Source organism: Gordonia aichiensis NBRC 108223, from assembly GCF_000332975.1.
GTDB lineage: Bacteria > Actinomycetota > Actinomycetes > Mycobacteriales > Mycobacteriaceae > Gordonia > Gordonia aichiensis.
The window spans coordinates 348,456-367,415 of the sequence record NZ_BANR01000003.1 but is presented as its reverse complement, the minus strand read 5'-3'; the positions used below and the strand labels follow the sequence as shown (position 1 = coordinate 367,415).

The 18,960-nt window shown below is 65.8% G+C and carries 16 protein-coding genes (1 of these 16 cut by a window edge); 10 read left to right on the top strand and 6 right to left on the bottom strand.

The annotated features are described in order from the left end of the window. From GOACH_RS03085 to GOACH_RS03060, 6 genes are all read left to right on the top strand, one after another. Complete coding sequence (locus tag GOACH_RS03085) at window positions 1-246, top strand: MbtH family protein (RefSeq protein ID WP_005170366.1); 246 nt, start codon at window positions 1-3, stop codon at window positions 244-246. A gap of 46 nt (window positions 247-292) precedes the next feature. After that, complete coding sequence (locus GOACH_RS03080; RefSeq protein ID WP_083859017.1) at window positions 293-1,351, top strand: ABC transporter ATP-binding protein; 1,059 nt, start codon at window positions 293-295, stop codon at window positions 1,349-1,351. Next, window positions 1,341-2,123: an ABC transporter permease gene (locus GOACH_RS03075; RefSeq protein ID WP_005170359.1), complete on the top strand. Its 783-nt coding sequence runs from the start codon at window positions 1,341-1,343 to the stop codon at window positions 2,121-2,123. The genes GOACH_RS03080 and GOACH_RS03075 overlap by 11 nt, the downstream gene beginning before the upstream one ends. A gap of 95 nt (window positions 2,124-2,218) precedes the next feature. Next, the gene (locus GOACH_RS03070; RefSeq protein ID WP_005170356.1) at window positions 2,219-2,833 is read left to right on the top strand and encodes a sigma-70 family RNA polymerase sigma factor; all 615 of its coding nucleotides are present in this window, start codon (window positions 2,219-2,221) and stop codon (window positions 2,831-2,833) included. After that, window positions 2,826-3,752, top strand: coding sequence for an anti-sigma factor (locus GOACH_RS03065; protein WP_005170355.1), 927 nt, complete (start codon window positions 2,826-2,828; stop codon window positions 3,750-3,752). The genes GOACH_RS03070 and GOACH_RS03065 overlap by 8 nt, the downstream gene beginning before the upstream one ends. Window positions 3,753-3,892: 140 nt before the next feature. After that, a complete protein-coding gene (locus GOACH_RS03060) occupies window positions 3,893-4,885 on the top strand; it encodes an alpha/beta hydrolase (protein WP_005170352.1) in 993 nt (330 codons plus the stop codon). Window positions 4,886-4,934: 49 nt separating this feature from the next. On the opposite strand, the gene GOACH_RS03055 is transcribed toward GOACH_RS03060, so the two are convergent. Then, on the bottom strand, window positions 4,935-5,321 hold the full coding sequence (locus tag GOACH_RS03055) for a LuxR C-terminal-related transcriptional regulator (RefSeq protein ID WP_245551793.1): 387 nt from the start codon (window positions 5,319-5,321) through the stop codon (window positions 4,935-4,937). A gap of 251 nt (window positions 5,322-5,572) precedes the next feature. Between GOACH_RS03055 and GOACH_RS03050 the strand changes: the two genes are divergently transcribed. After that, a complete protein-coding gene (locus tag GOACH_RS03050; RefSeq protein WP_005170346.1) occupies window positions 5,573-6,319 on the top strand; it encodes an acetoacetate decarboxylase family protein in 747 nt (248 codons plus the stop codon). Window positions 6,320-6,419: 100 nt separating this feature from the next. Then, the gene (locus GOACH_RS03045) at window positions 6,420-7,433 is read left to right on the top strand and encodes a pirin family protein (protein ID WP_005170345.1); all 1,014 of its coding nucleotides are present in this window, start codon (window positions 6,420-6,422) and stop codon (window positions 7,431-7,433) included. 45 nt (window positions 7,434-7,478) lie between these two features. Here the strand turns inward: GOACH_RS03045 and GOACH_RS03040 are convergent, their stop codons facing one another. Next, window positions 7,479-8,144 carry a CE1759 family FMN reductase gene (locus GOACH_RS03040; protein ID WP_005170344.1) on the bottom strand — a complete coding sequence of 222 codons (666 nt, stop codon included), beginning with the start codon at window positions 8,142-8,144 and terminating at the stop codon, window positions 7,479-7,481. Beyond that, window positions 8,141-9,244 (bottom strand): LLM class flavin-dependent oxidoreductase, encoded by a 1,104-nt coding sequence (locus GOACH_RS03035; RefSeq protein WP_005170343.1) that lies wholly within the window; start codon window positions 9,242-9,244, stop codon window positions 8,141-8,143. Before GOACH_RS03035 ends, GOACH_RS03040 begins: the two co-directional genes overlap by 4 nt. A gap of 188 nt (window positions 9,245-9,432) precedes the next feature. Between GOACH_RS03035 and GOACH_RS03030 the strand changes: the two genes are divergently transcribed. Continuing rightward, complete coding sequence (locus tag GOACH_RS03030) at window positions 9,433-9,939, top strand: MTB12 C-terminal domain-containing protein (protein WP_005170342.1); 507 nt, start codon at window positions 9,433-9,435, stop codon at window positions 9,937-9,939. A 178-nt stretch (window positions 9,940-10,117) separates the two neighbouring features. Next, window positions 10,118-10,681 (top strand): DUF4190 domain-containing protein, encoded by a 564-nt coding sequence (locus GOACH_RS03025; protein ID WP_005170341.1) that lies wholly within the window; start codon window positions 10,118-10,120, stop codon window positions 10,679-10,681. 58 nt (window positions 10,682-10,739) lie between these two features. Here GOACH_RS03025 and GOACH_RS03020 read toward each other — a convergent pair whose 3' ends face one another. The 3 genes from GOACH_RS03020 to GOACH_RS03010 all read right to left on the bottom strand — a co-directional run. Next, window positions 10,740-11,045, bottom strand: a complete 306-nt coding sequence (locus GOACH_RS03020) for a hypothetical protein (protein ID WP_005170339.1) — start codon at window positions 11,043-11,045, stop codon at window positions 10,740-10,742. A 259-nt stretch (window positions 11,046-11,304) separates the two neighbouring features. Further along, a complete protein-coding gene (locus GOACH_RS03015; RefSeq protein WP_005170337.1) occupies window positions 11,305-11,562 on the bottom strand; it encodes an MbtH family protein in 258 nt (85 codons plus the stop codon). A gap of 123 nt (window positions 11,563-11,685) precedes the next feature. Further along, window positions 11,686-18,960, bottom strand: the 3' end of a protein-coding gene (locus GOACH_RS03010; protein WP_217999508.1) for a non-ribosomal peptide synthetase. 25,476 nt of this gene lie beyond the right edge of the window; the window shows 7,275 of its 32,751 coding nt (coding positions 25,477-32,751); the start codon falls outside the window, past its right edge; its stop codon occupies window positions 11,686-11,688.

The window sequence follows — 18,960 nt, the reverse complement described above, 5'->3', positions numbered from 1 at the left end:
ATGACCAATCCATTCGATGACGTCGACGGCGTGTTCTTGGTGCTCGTCAACCAGGAGAACCAGCACTCGCTGTGGCCGCAGTTCGCCCCGGTCCCCGCGGGCTGGCGCAGCGTATACGGGCCGTCCGGCCACGACGACTGCTTGAGCTACGTCGAGGAGAACTGGACCGATCTACGCCCCGCGAGCCTGATCGAAGCAATGGAAGGGAGTACCCGTGCCGACCACCGGACGACACAGGCTGACTGATCCCATCGACACCGGGCCCGCCACGGATCCGGCCGACACCGACACGATGCCCATCGACACCGCGGCGGGAGCCGTGCCCGGCAACGCACTCGAGATACGTGGTGTGCGAAAGGTGTTCACCTCTGGCCTCGCTCGTCGCGGGCGGGTCGTCACCGCCGTCGACAACCTCGATCTCACCATTCCCGCGGGCACCGTCCACGCGTTGCTCGGCCCCAACGGTGCCGGGAAGACCACCACCGTCCGAATGGTGGCCACGCTGTTGCGACCCGACGCGGGAACCGTGACCGTCGACGGGATCGACGCCGTGGGCGAACCCGACCGGGCTCGCGAGATCATCGGCGTCTCAGGTCAATACGCAGCCGTGGACGGAACACTGACCGGCTTCGAGAACCTGCGTATGGTGGCGCAACTCTACGGCCATCGACGGCGCGACGCGTCGAGGATGGCGCGCGAGATGATCGCCGACCTCGGACTCGACGACGCCGCCGACAGACCCATGCGCACCTATTCGGGAGGCATGCGGCGTCGACTCGATCTGGCGGGTGCGCTCATCAACCATCCGCGTCTGGTCATCCTCGACGAGCCGACGACCGGCCTCGACCCACGTGGTCGACGCCAGATCTGGGACCTGATCGCCGCACAGGTCGACTCCGGGACGACCGTGTTGTTGACGACGCAGTACCTCGAGGAGGCCGACACGTTGGCCGACGAGATCACCGTCATCGACCACGGACGCATCCGTGCTCAGGGCAGTGCCGACGAACTCAAGAATTCGATCACACCGCAGATCCTCACCGCCGAGTTCGACGGCGAGCCCACCCCCGCGCAATCCGCGGTGATCGCACGGACTCTGGCGGCGATCGGTGTCGGCACACCGAACCAATCGGACGCAACGACGTGGACGGTTCCCGTCGCCGACGGCGCCGCCGACATCCCCGACGCCGTCCGTGCGCTCGACGCAGGCGGAGCATCCGTGCGCAGCGTGTCGGTCGCGGGACCGACACTCGACGACGTCTTCCTGCACCTGACCGATCGCAGCGTCGACGCCGACCCGGCCGAGACGACGACGCACCTCGACACACGGGAGCCAGCCGATGTTCACTGACACCGCAGTCATCGTCGAGCGCAATCTGCTCACGGTGCGCCGCATCCCCACCCTGCTCGTGAGCGCGACCATCCAGCCGTTGATGTTCGTGTTTCTCTTCGCCTACGTCTTCGGGGCGACCTTCGGAGGACACTCCTACCGCGAGTACCTGATGGCCGGAATCTTCACGCAGACAGTGGTGTTCAACGCCGCATTCACCACCGTGGGTCTCGCCAACGACATGTCGGACGGCATCATCGACCGGCTCCGCTCGCTGCCCATGTCCCGGTTGGCGGTCATCGCCGGTCGAGTCGGCTCGGACATGTTGCTCGGCCTCGTCGGACTCGCGGTCATGGTGGTCAGCGGCCTGGTGATCGGGTGGCGCATCTATGGCTCGATCGCCGACGCCGCGGTGGCGTTCGGGGTGATCGTGCTGTTCGCTCTCGCCATGGCCTGGGTCGGCGCCGTGACCGGCTTGGCAGCGCCGAATGTCGAAGTGGCACAGAGTATCGGATTCCTGTGGATGTTCCCCGTGACATTTCTGTCGTCGGCATTCATCTCCGCGGCAAGCCTGCCGGGCCCGTTGCGAACCATCGCCGAGTGGAATCCGGTGACGGCCGTCGCCACGACGAGCCGTGAGCACCTCGGCAACGGCGCGCCGTCGAACTTCGTGCCGCCGACGGGCTGGGTCGCCGACCACGCACTCGGCTACTCGGTCGCCTGGAGCATCGCGATCCTCGCCGTGTGCATGCCGTTGTCGCTGCTGCTCTACCGTCGTGCGGCAAGCAGATGACTCGACGGCCCACTCATCGCGTCGCCGCCGATCCCGCGTGGGGGCGACCGGACCGTGCTGTGACACCCGGCACAGCGCCTGGCTACCGTAGTGGAGTGACATCCGGCGACAGACCAACGGGAGACGACGGCGGACGCGCAGCGGGACAGACGTCCGAAGCGAGCACACTCAGCGCGCTGTTGATGGCATCGGCAGGCGGCGACCGTGCCGCGTTCGGTCGGCTCTACGACCTGACCAGCGCACGTATCTACGGACTCGCCCTGCGGGTGATCCGCGACGTGCACTACGCCGAGGAGGTCGTGCAGGAGTCCTACCTGCAGTACTGGCAGAAGGCTGACCAGTATCACCCGGAGCGCGGTTCGGTGATCACGTGGATGATGACGATCGCCCACCGCCGCGCCGTCGACCGCGTCCGCACCGAAGAGCTGCAACAGCGCAAGGCCGCGGAGTACGGCGCAGGAAACGCGAGCACCCCGCACCCGATCCCGCTCGAGGTGGTCGTCGACCGCGAGGAGACCCGTGCCCTGCGCACCTGCCTCGACCGGCTGACCGAACTCCAGCGCGCGAGTATCGAGATGTCGTACTTCAGTGGCATGACCTATCCCGAGGTGGCCGCTGTCACCGCGACACCGCTGCCGACGATCAAATCCCGCATCCGCGACGGTCTTCGAAACCTCAAGAAATGCATGCACGGAGAGTCCGATGGCTGACACCGAGTGGCTCGACGACCACATCGAGCTCTATGCGATCGACGCGCTGACGCCCGCCGAAACCGACCGCGTGCGCCGCGAACTCGACGATCTCACCCCCGTCGAACGACGCATCTACCTCGGCCGTATCGCCGACATCGAGTCGACCATCACGGACCTCGCCAGCGGATTCGCGCTCAGCGCACCTGCAGAACTACGCGCGACGGTCCTCGATCGCGTGTTCAGCACCGACGATGGCGACGGGGCGCAGCACCATTCGGGCAACGGCGATCCGCCCCCAGACCGGTACGACCCAGACAGGCACGACCCAGACAGGCACGACCCCGAACGCTCCGCCGCTGACACCGGTACCGAACGCACAACCCCCGGACACGCTGCTCCCGAAGAGGCCTCCACGGTCGGCAGCGGTGGCGGGGCGTCGACCGTGGTACCGCTCGACCGTGCACGCAGAAGACGTGGACGGATCGCGGTCGCGGTCGGAGCGGCGGCGGTCGCGGTGGCCGTCGCGCTCGGTGCCGGCGTGCTGATCGGCCGGTCCACCGCGCCCGACACGACGCCGTCGACGACGACCGCCCAACAGGTGTCCGACATTCTCGCGGCGCCCGACGCACGGTCGACGGTCTCGTCACTGGCCGACAACCGGGGCACCATCACCGTCGTGAGTTCGAAGTCGGCGAATCGCGCTGTCGCGGTGGTCCGTGACCAGCGCAATCCGATTGCGGCCGACAAGACATTCCAGTTGTGGCTGATCGGCAAATCCGACAAGCCGGTCTCGGCGGGACTCGTCGCGGGCACCGGCTCCTCGGCACCCCACGTAATCGACGCACTCGACACCTCGACGGTGCTCGCGGTGACCATCGAGCCGCAGGGCGGATCGGCTGCACCGACAACCGATATCCTCACCCAGGTCGCACTGTAGAGTGCGCCCCTGGGGCGTTGGTCGTGCGCCATCAGCTGCTCCGGTCGGTCCAGACCACCTCGCGTTCGGCTGGTCGGGCGGCTGGTTCCGACGGCGGGAGACCACGGCCCACGTAGACATCGTGAGACCGCAGGAGAAGCATGCGTCGACAACACCTGATCTGGCTGACCCTCGGGCTCACCCTGGCAGCACTGCTCGGCGTGACGAGCCCGGCACAGGCCGCTCCGGCGTCGAGCATCGTCAGCTCCACCGACGACTCGCCCCAGCAGGTGACGCTGATGGTGCATTCGGCGGCGATGGACCGGACCATCCCGATCACGGTGCTGACCCCGAAGAACCGCTCGCGCCCCGCCCCGACGCTGTACCTGCTCAACGGCGCGGGCGGCGGTGAGGATTCGGCCACGTGGGACGCTCGTACCGACTACAAGAAGTTCTTCGCCGACAAGAACGCCTACGTCGTGACCCCGATCGGCGGAGCCTTCTCCTATTACACCGATTGGCAGCGCGACGACCCCGTCCTCGGCCGCAACAAGTGGCAGACGTTCCTCACCAAGGAGTTGCCACCGCTGATCGACAAGCGCTTCCCGACCACCGGCAAGGTCGCGGTCGCGGGCATCTCGATGGCGGGAACGACCGTCTTCAACCTCGCGCTCGCAGCCCCGGGCATGTACCGCTCGATCGCAGCGTTCAGCGGCTGCGCACGGACAAGCGACCCCGTCGGGCAGCAGTACATCCGTTTCGTCGTCGAAGACCGGGGCGGCGGCAACATGGTCAACATGTGGGGTCCTCTCGACGGCCCGGGATGGCGCGCCAACGACCCCTACCTCAACGCGGCGAAACTGCGCGGCACCAAGGTGTACATGACTGCGGGCACCGGCCTGCCCGGCTCACATGAGCGACTCTCGGACCCGGGAATCGACGGAGACGGATTCGCCCTGGGCAACCAGGTGTTACTCGGCGGAGCAATCGAGTTCGGCATCGATCAGTGCACGCGCCAGATGGCCGCGCGTCTCGCCGAACTCGGTATCCCGGCCAAGGTCACTCTCCGTCCCGGCGGCACCCATTCATGGGGCTACTGGCAGGACGACCTGCACCAGACCTGGCCGTCGATCGCCCGCGACATCGGAGCGTGAGACTGCCGGGAGGTGCTCGGCGCCGATGACGACGAGGCGCGCCGGAAGGTCACCAACGGTCGAGGCTGGTGTAACCGTCCTGGAGCGCACGAGCGAGTAGGTGGGTCTTCGTCGGTGCGGGGCGGCCCGCTGCGGTGTACTTCGCACGAATGCGGGCGAGATGGGTGCTCACCGTCGAGGCGGAAATGAACAGCTCAGCCGCGGCGTCCTCCTTCGACTCTGCACGTAGCCAGGTCAGGAGCACCTCGACCTCACGACGCGACAGCATCGGTCTGCGGCTCACCACTGCGTCGTGACCGCGGCGATAATCGTCCATCCGGGCGATCTCATTGGGGGCGTGTGTGCTCTCCGCAGCACCGCGACCGGCGACAACACCGTGCACAGCCACAGGTAGGGGCCCGCCGAGGGGAACCCCGGCCTCAGAAACTACGGTCACCAGTACGTCCTTACACATCATGTCTTCACGACAGCGATCCCCAACACTGAGCAAATGATAAGGATCCGGTCTGACATGTCGGTAGTCCCCATATAGGGGCCTTGATTGCATATGCAAGCAAACCGTGTTACCGCAGCTCTGAGCACTCGGCCGACGGAACGGTTTCCTCACCCGACATCTGAGAATGTGCAAAACTAGAACACGTTCTCATTCATCCGCTATGGCCGTCCGCTGATGTCGAAAGGCGCCCCATGCCATCCCCGTCCACCCACACCATCGCAGGCACCACTCTCACCATGCCCGTCGAGATCAGGGATGCGCGCTGCATCGTCGCAGGGTTCACTGCGGATGCCGACGCGATGGCGAGCGCGATCACGAGCTCGGGCGCCGCGCCTCTGCGTCCACTGCGGATACGGCCCGGACGCGGGATGGTGATGCTGGTTTTCGTCGACTACGTCGACGGAGACCTCGGCCCCTACAACGAGTTCGGGGTCTGCCTGCTTGTCGAGAATCCGTCGACACCCGCGTCGCCCCTGCGCGCCATCGGTTCGGTGCTGCGCGGCGACGCGCACGCCCTCGTCCACAGGCTCCCCGTCGACGGCGAGTTCACCCGCCAGGCGGGGCGCGGGATCTGGGGCTTTCCGAAGTTCCTCGCCGACTTCGACGTCGACCACGACCGCGCCCGCAAGCGCGGGTGTGTCTCCGAGCACGGCAACCTCATCGCCGCGCTCGAGACGGCACCGGGTCTCCCGGTCCCCGCGACATCCGGCGAGGCCGAGCTCACCGCCTACTCGTGCCTCGACGGACAACTGCGTTCGGTTCCATGGCGATTGGGATCACTGAGCGGTGTGCGTGCGCGGGTCGGCGGCGCCACCCTGACACTCGGCGGCCATCCGATAGCCGAGGAACTGCGCGGCCTGAAGCCGGCCCGACATGCGGCCATGACGATGTCTGTGGCACACCTCGCCATGACATTCGGCGACGCCACCGAGCTCTGACACGATGGCGACCCGCCTGTGAACACCATGACCGGACCTGCGCGGCTCAAGGGTTTCTAGACTGGCGTCATCAGCCCCCACAGCCGAAAGGCGCGACGCCATGAGCAATCTGGAAGCACACCCGGCAGAGATCGACTGCCAGACCGAGGTCGAGAACGCCGACCCCGACCACGACGGCTCGCTACGTGTCGAGGTGCTCACCGCCCGTGACGTCCCGCTCGGCGGGCCTCGCGCGATGACCGTGCACCGCACGCTGCCGCAGCGCGAGCGCTCACTGATCGGCGCCTGGTGCTTCGCCGACCACTACGGACCCGACGACGTATCGGCCACCGGCGGTATGGATGTCCCGCCGCATCCGCACATCGGATTGCAAACTGTCAGTTGGCTGTTCACCGGCGAGATCGAGCACCGCGACACGATGGGCAATCGCGCGATGGTCCGTCCCGGTGAGTTGAATCTGATGACCTCGGGGCACGGCATCGCCCACACCGAGGTGTCGACGCAGGACACCACGGTGTTGCACGGCGTGCAGTTGTGGGTCGCACTACCCGCCGGCGCCGCGAACACCGCGCGCGACTTCGCCCACTTCGTGCCGCAGCCGATCACCGTCGGCGATGTGAGCGCTCTCGTCTTTCTGGGATCGTTGCTCGGCAGCACGTCGCCGGTCGACACGTTCACACCACTCGTCGGTGCCGAACTGCGCATCCCATCGGGCGCCGACATCACACTCGACGTCGACCCGGGATTCGAGCACGGGTTCCTCGTCGACTCGGGTCGGGTGGAGATCGTCGATTCGACGGCTGCCACGCTCGAACGTACCGAACTCGGCTACGTCGGGATCGGCGCCGACTCGATCACCCTGGCCAACCGCGGAGACGACGACACCCGCGTCATCGTGCTCGGGGGCGCCCCGTTCGACGACGACATCATCATGTGGTGGAACTTCGTCGGCCGAAGCCACGAGGAGATCGTCGCCGCGCGCGAGGAGTGGATGGCGCACAGCGAGCGTTTCGGCCAGGTGCAGGGCTACACGGGCGAGATACAGCACCTGCCCGCCCCCACCCTCCCCGGCACACGACTGCGCGCCCGGGAGAACACTCCCGGGCGCGCATAGGTACTCGTCTCGTCGGATATCGGCAACGTCCGACGCGCCGATCGGTCAGTCGCCCGCCAGCAGGCGTGCGAAGTTGGCGATTCCCGCCTCTTCACCCGCATGCGCGCGCCGGTCACCATGATCGGAGTCCTGCGCCTGCGACGTGACCGCCGCCAGACCGGACCCATCCGGCAACAATGCCGCCAATTGTGTTGCAGCGCGGCGGATTCGGTCGGACAGTGATGTTGTATCGCCCGATGTCGACGCCCAGTCCTCCGACGCCGCGTACACGCCTGTCGGTACCACGACGGTGCGTAGGTAGCCGAACAGCGGGCGCAGCGCGTGGTCGAGAACCATCGAGTGCCGGGGGCTGCCGCCGGTCGCTGCGATGAGTACCGGCTTACCCTCCATCGCATCGACATCGACAAGATCGAAGAACGACTTGAACAGACCCGAATACGAGGCGTTGAACACCGGCGTCGCGACAATCAGCGCGTCGGCATCTTCTACCGACCTGATGGCATCTGCCGCCGATCCCGTCGCGAAACCCGTTGCCAGCGAACGACCTATGTCCACAGCGAGATCGCGCAGATCGATGACCAGGACATCGACGTCACGGTCGTGCGCCCGCACGATCGATGCGGTGTCGTCGACGAGCCGGTCGACGAGCATCCTTGTCGACGACGGCTCACTGAGCCCGGCGTTGACGGCGACCAGTTTCACCGCTGTCATGCGTTCACCTGAGCTTCCTGCTCGGTGTCGGCGAGCTTGCGCGCAACGAGCGACTCGTGCGTCGGGGCGTCGGGAACATCTGCCGGACGACCCTCCGCGAATCCCTTGCGAAGCTCGGGAAGCACCTCACCGAGTTCGTCGAGCTGTTCGAGGACGGTCTTCAGCGGCAGCCCGGCGTGGTCGACGAGGAACAGCTGGCGCTGGTAGTCACCGAACGTCTCGCGGAAGGAGAGCGTGCGGTCGACGAACTCCTGCGGGCTGCCCACAGTGAGCGGCGTCTCGCGGCTGAAGTCCTCCAACGACGGTCCGTGCCCGTACACGGGCGCGTTGTCGAAGTAGGGGCGGAACTCGTTGACGGCGTCCTGCGAGTTCTTCCGTATGAAGAACTGACCACCGAGTCCGACGATCGCCTGGCTTGCCTTTCCGTGACCGTAGTGCTCATAGCGCTGCCGGTAGAAATCGATCAGTCGCTTCGAGTGCTCTGCCGGCCAGAAGATGTGGTTGGCAAAGAAGCCGTCACCGTAGTACGCGGCTTGCTCGGCGATCTCCGGGCTGCGAATCGAGCCGTGCCACACGAACGGCGCGACGTCGTCAAGCGGACGCGGCGTCGAGGTGAACGACTGCAGCGGGGTACGGAACTTGCCCTCCCAGTCGACGACGTCCTCGGTCCACAGGCGATGCAGGAGGTGGTAGTTCTCGATGGCCAGCGGGATGCCCTGACGGATGTCCTTGCCGAACCACGGGTACACCGGGCCGGTGTTGCCGCGACCGAGCATCAGGTCGACGCGACCGTCGGCGAGGTGCTGCAGCATCGCGAAGTCCTCGGCGATCTTCACCGGATCGTTGGTGGTGATCAGGGTCGTCGCGGTCGACAGCTGCAACGTGCTGGTCTGAGCTGCGATGTAGGCGAGCGTTGTCGTCGGCGACGACGAGAAGAACGGCGGATTGTGATGCTCACCGAGCGCGAAGACGTCGAGGCCGATGTCCTCGGCCTTCTTGGCGATCGCCACCGATGCCTTGATGCGCTCGTGCTCGCTCGGCTCGACTCCCGTCGTCGGGTCGGCCGTGATGTCGCTGACGGAAAACAGTCCGAACTGCATTGTCATGCCTCCTGGGATGACGGACACGAAACCTTTCACTGGCCATAACCGGACCAAGGTCCGCTTAATTCCCTTCCCGACGGTACCGCACGAATCCTCTGGATGCAGACCGGAGACCGTGGGTTAGTGTGTCCTTACCACCACGGCAACAAGTACGTCGTCAACCACTCACGTCGTCAGGAGTAGCAATGAAGCTTCGGAAGTCTCTCGCATCAGCCATGATCGCGGGCGCTGCACTCGTCGCCGTCGCGGGCTGTTCGGATTCGGACAGCGCCGGCGACACCGTGGCCAGTGCCACGAGCAAGGTCACGGAGGCGACCAGCCAGGCAGCCGCAGCGATCGCGGGACTGACCAACTCCGACGCCCAGGACATCCTTCGCAAGGCAGTCGACTCGAACACCTCCTCGGAGGATCTCGAGAAGGTCGTGGACACCACCAACCCGGTCACCAAGACCGCGATCCAGGCGTACGCCAAGGGCGCGTCGGCTGCGGGATACGGACCCGACGTCTACACCGTCACAGAGGTCAAGAAGACCGGCGACGACAAGGCCGACGCCAGCGTCGAGGTGAAGAGCCCGCACTCCCCGAATCCGGCCAACATCACGCTCTCGTACGTGAAGGTCGACGGCGACTGGAAACTGTCCGGCGATGCGGTGACCCAGCTCAGCTCGATGATGGGCCAGCACGGGGGCTGATCCCCGCCGGCCGGGTTACACCCGGCCACACGCATGAAACTGCGCCGTCCCACGAGCCACCGGGGCGGCGCAGTTGGCGTCTGCGGGTCGGTGAGAGTCACCGACCGGCATCGCCGAGCGAATTCGAGCAGCAGGGATCACCGTTCTTACGTCGGTACACTCATCCCGAGGAGGGCCGATGCGTACCGAACACCAGACCGCGCCGATCGAACCGACACTCACACAGCGCTACGAGCGGTGGCCGTCGTCGAACGATCTCGAGTCGATGACGTTGCCTTCCACCGCCGACGCCACGGCATACGACGACGCGATCGCGGCAAGCACACCCGGACGCCCACACCGTTCTCCCGTGCCCATGGCGCGAGTGCGCGACACGCCCGGGGACTCGCCGCTTCCTGAGGTGGGCGACTACTGGGACCTCGCGCACCCCGACCACGTCGCACTCGCTCCCGTGCCCCTCACGCCGGCACGTCCACTACCGCAGCGGACCAGGCCTGCACCCCTGTCGACCGCGTCGCTGGTGACCGCGCTGGCCGCACTACCCCTCGTCCCGGTGCTCGGGATCGGCGGTGTTCTGGGGGTGTTGTCGGTCGCGCTCGGGGCCGCAGGCGTTCGCCAGATCAACCGGAAGCCCGGCTACCACGGCAGCGCACGGGCCATCACCGGCATCGTGCTCGGCACGATCGCCGCACTCATCGGTGTGCCTGTTCTCGCCATCGTGCTCCTCATAATCGGAGCCTGACACAACCGTGGTATGGGCAGAGCCGGCCGGTCGCGCGGCAACCGCCCGATAAACACACTCAGCCTGCGACGCGCAGACCCCCTGTCGGCGGCGGAAGATGGCGACCCACCCACTCGACCACCTGGTTCACAACCAGCCCCTGTTGGTTCGGGTTGTCCACCGCGCTCAGGGCGGGCACGGTATGCATGATCGCAGCGTAGAAGGCAGACTCGCGCGACATCTCATACTTGTCGAGCACGGCACCGTAGGACTCAATCGCCATGTCGAGCGCGCCATACGTCACCATGTCGCCCCCGACACGGACAGCAGGCATCCACGGCGTCGCTACCGCTCTCGCACGGATATCTCCGAGTAAGTCATCCATCGCTACTCCCCCGCGGAAGACATTTCTGCGTCATTGACACCACCGCCCTGTCGATCGTTACTCGACGGTCAATCCAGCATCCCTCGCCGATACAGATTTTGAAACCCGTCACCCCATCCTTGTGACGTAGAATACATGCGCTCAGTTGTCTATCGTTCGTTCAAGCTATTCGCTGAGATATATCTAACCGAGAGGCTTTTGTGAATCGGAATGGAGGTGAGGCATGGACGTGACCAATCAGTGCCTGATGCCCAACGTGTCAGGCCTCCGAGTCGGACCCTGCTGAGCTTCCGTCGGCGGCAGCGTTGTCGGCCTCCATTGCCTCGATCAAGCTCTTGGGACGAAGGTCCGTCCAGTTCTGCTCAACGTACTCCAGGCAGGCCGCCCGGCTGTCCTCGCCGAACACCTTCGTCCATCCGGCCGGGATGTCGGCGAAGGTCGGCCAGAGCGAGTGCTGGTTCTCGTCGTTGACAAGGACGAAGAAGCGCCCGTTTTCGTCGTCAAAGGGGTTCGTCATAATGAATCCTTCCAGTCGTCGGCGGTCGTTCCGCCCGTTCCTTAGTACAGCCTAATTATTGGCTCGCAGGCCCGTTCAGCTGCCCGATTCACTACCACCGAGCAGGTAGACGTCTCCGGCAACTCAGTTAGCCCCCGCACGTCGCAGGCCTTCGGCGAGACGCGGGCCCACGACAGCCAGAGCTTCCGCATCTGCCATGCCCAGGTGATGGGCGTCGACGTCGACGTTGTCGATTCGGCCCGTCGCGTACGGTCGCCATGACGCGGCGAGGTCTGCCTCCACCGGTCTGTCCCGAGTAGCTGTAAAAACCAGCAGATCGCCCTCGAACACCCCGGCGCGATGGCGTGGAACCATGTCGTCGGATCGCTCGAAGCTGTCCATCACCCGTCGAACCTGATCACCGGACAGCAGTCCGGTCTTCGTGATTGCGTTCTCGATGACGGTCGCGAGATCGTCCGACGATTCAGCGTGTACGTCATCGGGGATGTCGAACAGATCCCGCCAGCCGCCGAGGACGTCTCGCACGTTGTCTCCGAGATCGTGCTGTCCGAGATAGTCGTCCGCGCGACCTCCATGATCGGCGCCGGTCGTCTGTGGGTGCGGCGGTTCGTCGTCTACCGGCATCGCATCCATGATCGACAGGAATTCGACGCGCTCGCCGCTCTCCTGCAGGAGAACCGCCATCGCATGTGCGATGTATCCGCCGAGTGACCAGCCAAGCAGGTTGTAAGGGCCATGGGGACGAACCGCACGAATTTCGTCGACGTACCGGCGCGCAAGCTCCTGCACAGAGTCGAGACTGGGCTCGCCGTTGGCGACGTTCGGATCCTGTAGTCCGTAGATCGGCCGATCGGGCAGGTATGGCGCCAATCCTCCGTAGAACCAGGCCAGCCCACCTGCGGGATGAACGCAGAACAGCGGTGATAGCGCTCCGTCGATCTTGAGCGGAAGCAGCACCTGGTCGGACTTGCGATCCCCGTCGATGCGCGCGGCGAGACCGCGGACCGTCGGATCTTCGAAGACCCACGCCAACTCGATGTCTGGGCCCAGGCGTTCGCGTAGATGGGCAAGCACCTGCGTGGCCGTCAACGAGTTGCCACCGAGATCGAAGAATCCTGCTGTCGCCGACACTCGGTCGGACTCCAGCACCGCCGCATAGGCTTCGGCAACGATGCGCTCGGTTCCGTCCGCGGGAGCGACGTAGCGCTCATCACGGAACTCGGCGGCGGGGAGCGCGCGCCTGTCGAGCTTTCCGGCGGAGTTCAGCGCGATGTCATCGAGCATCATCCACACCGTCGGCCGCATGAACTCCGGAAGAACACCCGCCACATACTCTTTGACCGCGGCGAGCGAGAGATCCTCGCCCGCGAGGTAAGCAACGAGGTGATCGCCGCCCGACGGCGCGGTGGCGACCGTTGCCGCCGCGTGAACCACCCCCGGCGCCGCCGCGAGCACCGCCTCGATCTCGCCGAGTTCGATGCGCTGACCGCGCAGCTTCACTTGGAAGTCGGTGCGCCCCAGGTACTCCAACTCGCCCGCGGTATTCCACCGCACCAGATCTCCGGTCCGGTACATCCGCTCACCGCTCGAACCGTAGGGATCGGCGACGAACCTCTCCGCGGTCAGGTCAGGCCTCGCGGCGTATCCCCTGGCGAGCTGAACACCGCCGACGTACAGTTCGCCGGCCACCCCCGGCGGGACCGGGCGCAAACGCCCGTCGAGGACGCGAGCTGTCGAATTCCACACCGGCACACCGATCGACACGACCGGTCCGTGAACCGAATCGATCTCGGCGTAGGTGATCTCGACAGCGGCTTCGGTTGGTCCGTACAGATTGAACAACGCCGCGCCGGGCAACAGTTCACGTGTCGCGGTTGCGACGTTGGGCGGCAACGCTTCACCGGTCGTCGACACGAACCGCACCGTGGTGAGGCGGGCCAGTCGATCGGCACCGGCTATGTCGAGGAACACCGACAACATCGACGGAACGAAATGCACCATCGTGGTCGCGGTCTCTTCGATGAGCCGACACAGATAGACCGGGTCGAGATGACCGTCGGCGCGTGCGATCACCTGTTGTGCGCCCACCATCATCGGCGCGAAGAGCTCGGGCACCGAGCAGTCGAACGTGTACGGCGTCTTGAGCATCACCGCATCCGACGAGTCGATAGGAAGCTGGGCTAGGCCCCACCAGAGTCGGTTCGCGACGGCAGAGTGCGACAGCGTGACGCCTTTGGGCCGTCCGGTCGATCCGGACGTGAACAGGGTGTACATGGCGCTGTCCGGATGCAGCGGCGCCAGTCGCTCGGCGTCGGTGATGGGCGCGGTCTCCGGCGCCGACGAGGCCAGCGCCACCGGCACCACACGGGTGTGCGTGGCCAGTTCGACGATCGCGTCCGGCGTTCCGGCTGCATCGACGAGCACAATTGCGGCACCGGCTGTATCGAGCATGTAGCGCACTCGCTCGGCCGGAGCGGTGGTGTCGATCGGCACGTACTGACCACCTGCGGCGACGATGGCGTGCAGTGCCACGACCATCGCGGCGGAGCGAGGCATGCACACAGCGACCGCGACGTCGGGGCCGACTCCCATCGAGATGAGGCGACGCCCCAATGAGTTCACCTGGGAGGCGAATTGTGCGAACGAGATCTCGCTTCCCTCCCAGACCAACGCCGTCGCATTCGGACTGCGCCGGGTCTGTTCGGTGATGACGTCGGGAATGAGCCGGCGATCGACACTCACCGCTGCACCGACCGACAGCTCGTCGAGACGGCGTGTCTCCGTGGGCGTTCGCAGGTCGATATCGCCCACGCGGAGGTCAGCTGACGACCCGGCCGCGGTGAGGACTGCGACCATACGTTGTGCGAGCGTCTCGACCGTCGCCTCGTCGAACAAATCGGTGGCGTAGATGATCGATCCCTGCCATGGTTCGCCCTCTGGTCGGGTACTCACGCCGACGGTGAGGTCGACCTGCGCGGGCGGCTCACCGGGATCGATTGCACTCAGCGTCAATTCGTCGGTCGACACGATCACATCCCCCGACGGTCCCGCACTCTGATCGAGCGACAGCAGTACCTGCACGAGCGGTGCAAACGACTGTGAGCGTGTGGGATTGAGCTGTTCCACGAGTAGCTCGAAGGGTACGTCGGCGTGCGCGTATGCCTCGAGATCGACGCGTCGCACCTCATCGAGCAGGTCGGCGAAGGTGTCGGCCCCGGAAATCTCGGTGCGCAGCACGAGGGTGTTCACGAACATGCCGACAAGATCGTCGAGCACCCTCTGGCCGCGTCCCGCGATCGGCGTGCCGATCGCGATGTCAGACGTATTGGCCAGTCGCGCGAGCAGCGCGGCGAGCGCGGTGTGGATCACCATGAAAGTCGTCGCTCCGTGGGCTCGAGCGAGCTCGTCGAGAGTACGTGCGACAGCGGCAGGGATCTCGAACTCGCTCCGCCGACCCCGCATGCTCGCGACACTCGGACGCGGCCGGTCGGTGGGCAGCGCCAGCACATCGGGCATTCCCTCAAGAGTCCTGTCCCAGTACGCGAGTTGCCCACTGACAATCGACGTCGGATCGTCGACGGATCCGAGCACTCGCTGCTGCCACAGCGCGTAGTCGGCGAACTGGACCTCAAGCGGAGTGAAGCGGGGCTCATCTCCCGCGGTGCGTGCCGCGTAGGCGGTGAGCACGTCTGCCGTCAACGGGCGAAGCGACTGGCCGTCCGCGGCCACGTGATGCAGCGCGAAGAGCAGTATCGTCTCGTCGACGGACGGATCGTCGAGCACCCGAATCCTGATCGGGAGTTCTCGACTCACGTCGAATCCCGTTGCTGCAGCCGAGACCACGTCGTCGAACCCCGACACCACCGCCCAGTCGAGCATCGCGTTCGCGTCCTGCGGTGAATGAACGTACTGCGAGGCGACACCTTCGACCACCCGGTAGGTGGTCCGGAGGACCTCGTGACGCGACACCACGTCGCCGACCGCCGCACGCATCGCTGCGACGTCGAGGTCGCCATCGACACGGAAGGTGAGCGGAATGTTGTACGCGGGCGACGCCGGGTCGAGTTGATTGATGAACCACATCCGTTGCTGTGCGAAGGACAGCGGAACGATCCGTGGTCGCGGGTCGACAACCTCGATGGGGGCCTGCGCCGACGACGTCGAGTCCAGGCGGTTCGCCAGCTCGCGCACGGACGGTGCGTCGAACAGGTCTCGCACCGAGACATCGGTCTCGGTGGCCTCGCCGACCCTGCTCGCCACACGGGTGGCGCTCAGAGAATTGCCGCCGAGGTCGAAGAACGACTCGGTCACCGAGACCTCGCCGACGCCGAGGATGTCAGCAAAGACACCGGCGACGATCCGTTCGTTCGCTGTCTCAGGCGCAACGAATGAGGTCGAGCCCGCGCGGGCGGGGACGGGCAGCGCGGCCCTGTCCAGCTTGCCGTTTCCGGTCAGCGGCAACACATCGATCTGCATCACCACATCAGGCACCATGTAGGCCGGAACCCGTGCGCGTGCAACTTCTCTCACCGCGGCGGGGTCGAGATCGTCTGAGCCAACGATGTATCCGACCAGGAGATCGCCCGCGCCGTCGACCGAGACAACCCGCGCCGCCGCGGAGGTGACACCAGACGCAGATCTCAACGCTGCCTCGACCTCACCCAATTCGATTCGGAAGCCCCGCAACTGGATCTGGGCGTCACCACGTCCGAGGTACACGATCTCTGCACCGACTTGCCTGCCCAGGTCACCTGTGCGATACATGCGGGCACCGCTGCCCCCGAACGGATTCGCGACGAATCGTGTGGCACTGAGCCCTGCTCGTCTGTGGTAATACAACGCCGACTGCGTCCCGTGGACGTAGATCTCGCCCACGGTGCCGTCGGGTACCGGGCGCAACCTGTCGTCGAGGATCAGCATGGCCAACGATGACAGCGGCTCGCCGACAATGCTGCCACGGGCCTCCCGCACGATCGTCGGATCGAGTTCCCGGAACGTCACGTGGACGGTGGTCTCGGTGATGCCGTACATGTTCACCAGTCGCGCCTGGTCATTCGGGAAGGAAGCGAACCATCGGTCGACCTGATCGAATCGGAGCTCTTCGCCACCGAACACCAGGTAGCGTAGGTCGAGTTCGAGTCGCGGCTTTTGCTCCCGTGCGTCGATCAGTTGGTAGAACGCCGACGGCGTCTGGCTCAACACCGTCACCTGTTGTGCCGCAAGCAGGTCGAGGAACTCCGACGGGACCCGCGCGACGTCGCGATCGACGATCACCGCACGACCGCCGGTCGTGAGCGGTCCCCAGAGTTCCCAGACGGAGAAGTCGAACGCATACGAGTGGAAGACCGACCACACGTCGTTCTCGTCGACGTCGAAACGCTCGAAGGCACTGTCGAGCAACGCGACGACATTGCGATGTGAGACGACAACGCCCTTGGGAACGCCGGTCGATCCAGACGTGAAGATCATGTACGCCGGTGCACCCGGATCCCGGCGTGTTGTCGGCAGCGCGTGGGACTGATTCAGCAGCCCTGCGATGTCGCGTGCCCGTCCGTCGGCGGCGAACGTAGTCGCCGTCTCGTCGTCGACCAGAATACATGCGGGGTCGGAGTCGTCGACGATGTGCCGCAGACGCTCCGGCGGATTCGAGACGTCGAGCGGGACGTAGGCGCCTCCGGCCTTGAGTACGCCGAGCATGGCGACCACGAGTGTCGGGTTGCGCGACAGCGCTATCCCGACGACAGCGCCGGGCACCACACCCGCTGTCCGCAACGCCCCCGCGATACGCGTGGACATCTCGTCGAGTTCGCCGTAGGTCAACGACGAGACGCCGTCACTCACGGCCACCGAATCAGAATGTCTCTCGACGCTTCGCGCGAAGAGATCGACGAGTGTCGCACCGGCATTCGGGTTGTCGACGATGGGCGCGGGAGCCTGTGCGGCGTGGGCGATCTCAGCCCGCGTACGTACCGGGAGGTCACCGAGTGCCGTCGCGGTATCGGCGGTAGCCGCACCGAGCACACCCACTAGCCGGTCCGCGAGTGTCTCGACGGTCTCTGCGTCGAAAAGGTCGGTGGCATAGATGATCGACGCCTGCCAGTCGTGGCCACCCGGGGCCGTCGCGATCCCGACGGTCAGATCCACCTTCGCCGGAATCACTGCTGGAGCAACCGGCTCGACGACCAGACCGGCGACCTCGCCACCGCCGACCTCGCCACCCGCCAACTCGGGCAGTGCGCTCTGCTCGAAGGTCAACAGAACTTGCGTCAGAGGCGAGAATGACTGCGAGCGAACGGGCTTGATCCTGTCGACGAGGTACTCGAACGGGACGTCGGCGTTCGCGAACGCCGCCAGATCGTCGGAACGCACCTGCGCGAGAAATTCGGCGAACGTCTGCGCTGAGTCCAGTCTCGTACGCAGGACGAGCGTGTTGACGAACATGCCGACCATGTCGTCGAGCACCCTGCTGCCCCGACCCGCGACGGGAACACCGATGGCGATGTCGTCGGAGGCCGCCAACCGGCCGAGAGTCGCGGCAAGCGCCGCGTGGACGACCATGAACGGCGTCACGTCGTAGCGCGCCGCCACAGCGGTGATCGACGCCGCCGTCGCAGCCGGGATATCGAAGCGGACCAGCGCACCGCGCATCGATGCGACGGGGGGCCGCTCCCTATCTGTCGGCAGTTCGAGGACATCCGGGATGCCCCTCAACTGCGTTGTCCAGTAGTCGAGTTGACGTGCGACCACGGAGTCCGCGTCGTCGACAGAGCCGAGTTCCTCACGCTGCCACAGTGCGACGTCGGCGAACTGGACCTCGAGTGCGGTCAGCGGTGTCGTGTCGCCCGCCCGGCGCGCGGCGTATGCGGTCACGACATCGCGCACGAGCGGCCCCATCGACTCACCGTCCGCGGCGATGTGATGGACAACGAGCACGAACAACCAGTCATCGGCGGCGCTCTCGCACAGACGCGCCCGGATCGGCAGCTCGTGCGAGACGTCGAAGCCCGCGGCCGTGGTCGCGAGCGCAGCAGCCGGGTCGGCCCCCACCGCCCAATCCAGCATGCGCGCGGCGTCGTCGACGGGAAGAACCACCTGTTGCGGACCCGAATCATCAGCGGGGAATGTCGAGCGCAACACCTCGTGCCGCCCGATGACGTCGATGAGTGCCGCTCGGAGTGCGACCGGGTCGACATCTCCGCGCAGACGCAGCGCAACCGGAATGTTGTATGCGGGCGAGCTCGGATCGTAGCGGTTGATGAACCACATCCGCTGCTGGGCAAACGTCAACGGAATACGTTGCGGTCTCGGGTGATAGGCCGATATGACACGCCTGCGCACTCCTGCCGAGTCCCCGGATCCGAGCCGCACGCGTGCCGCCAGCGCCCGAACGCTCGGGGC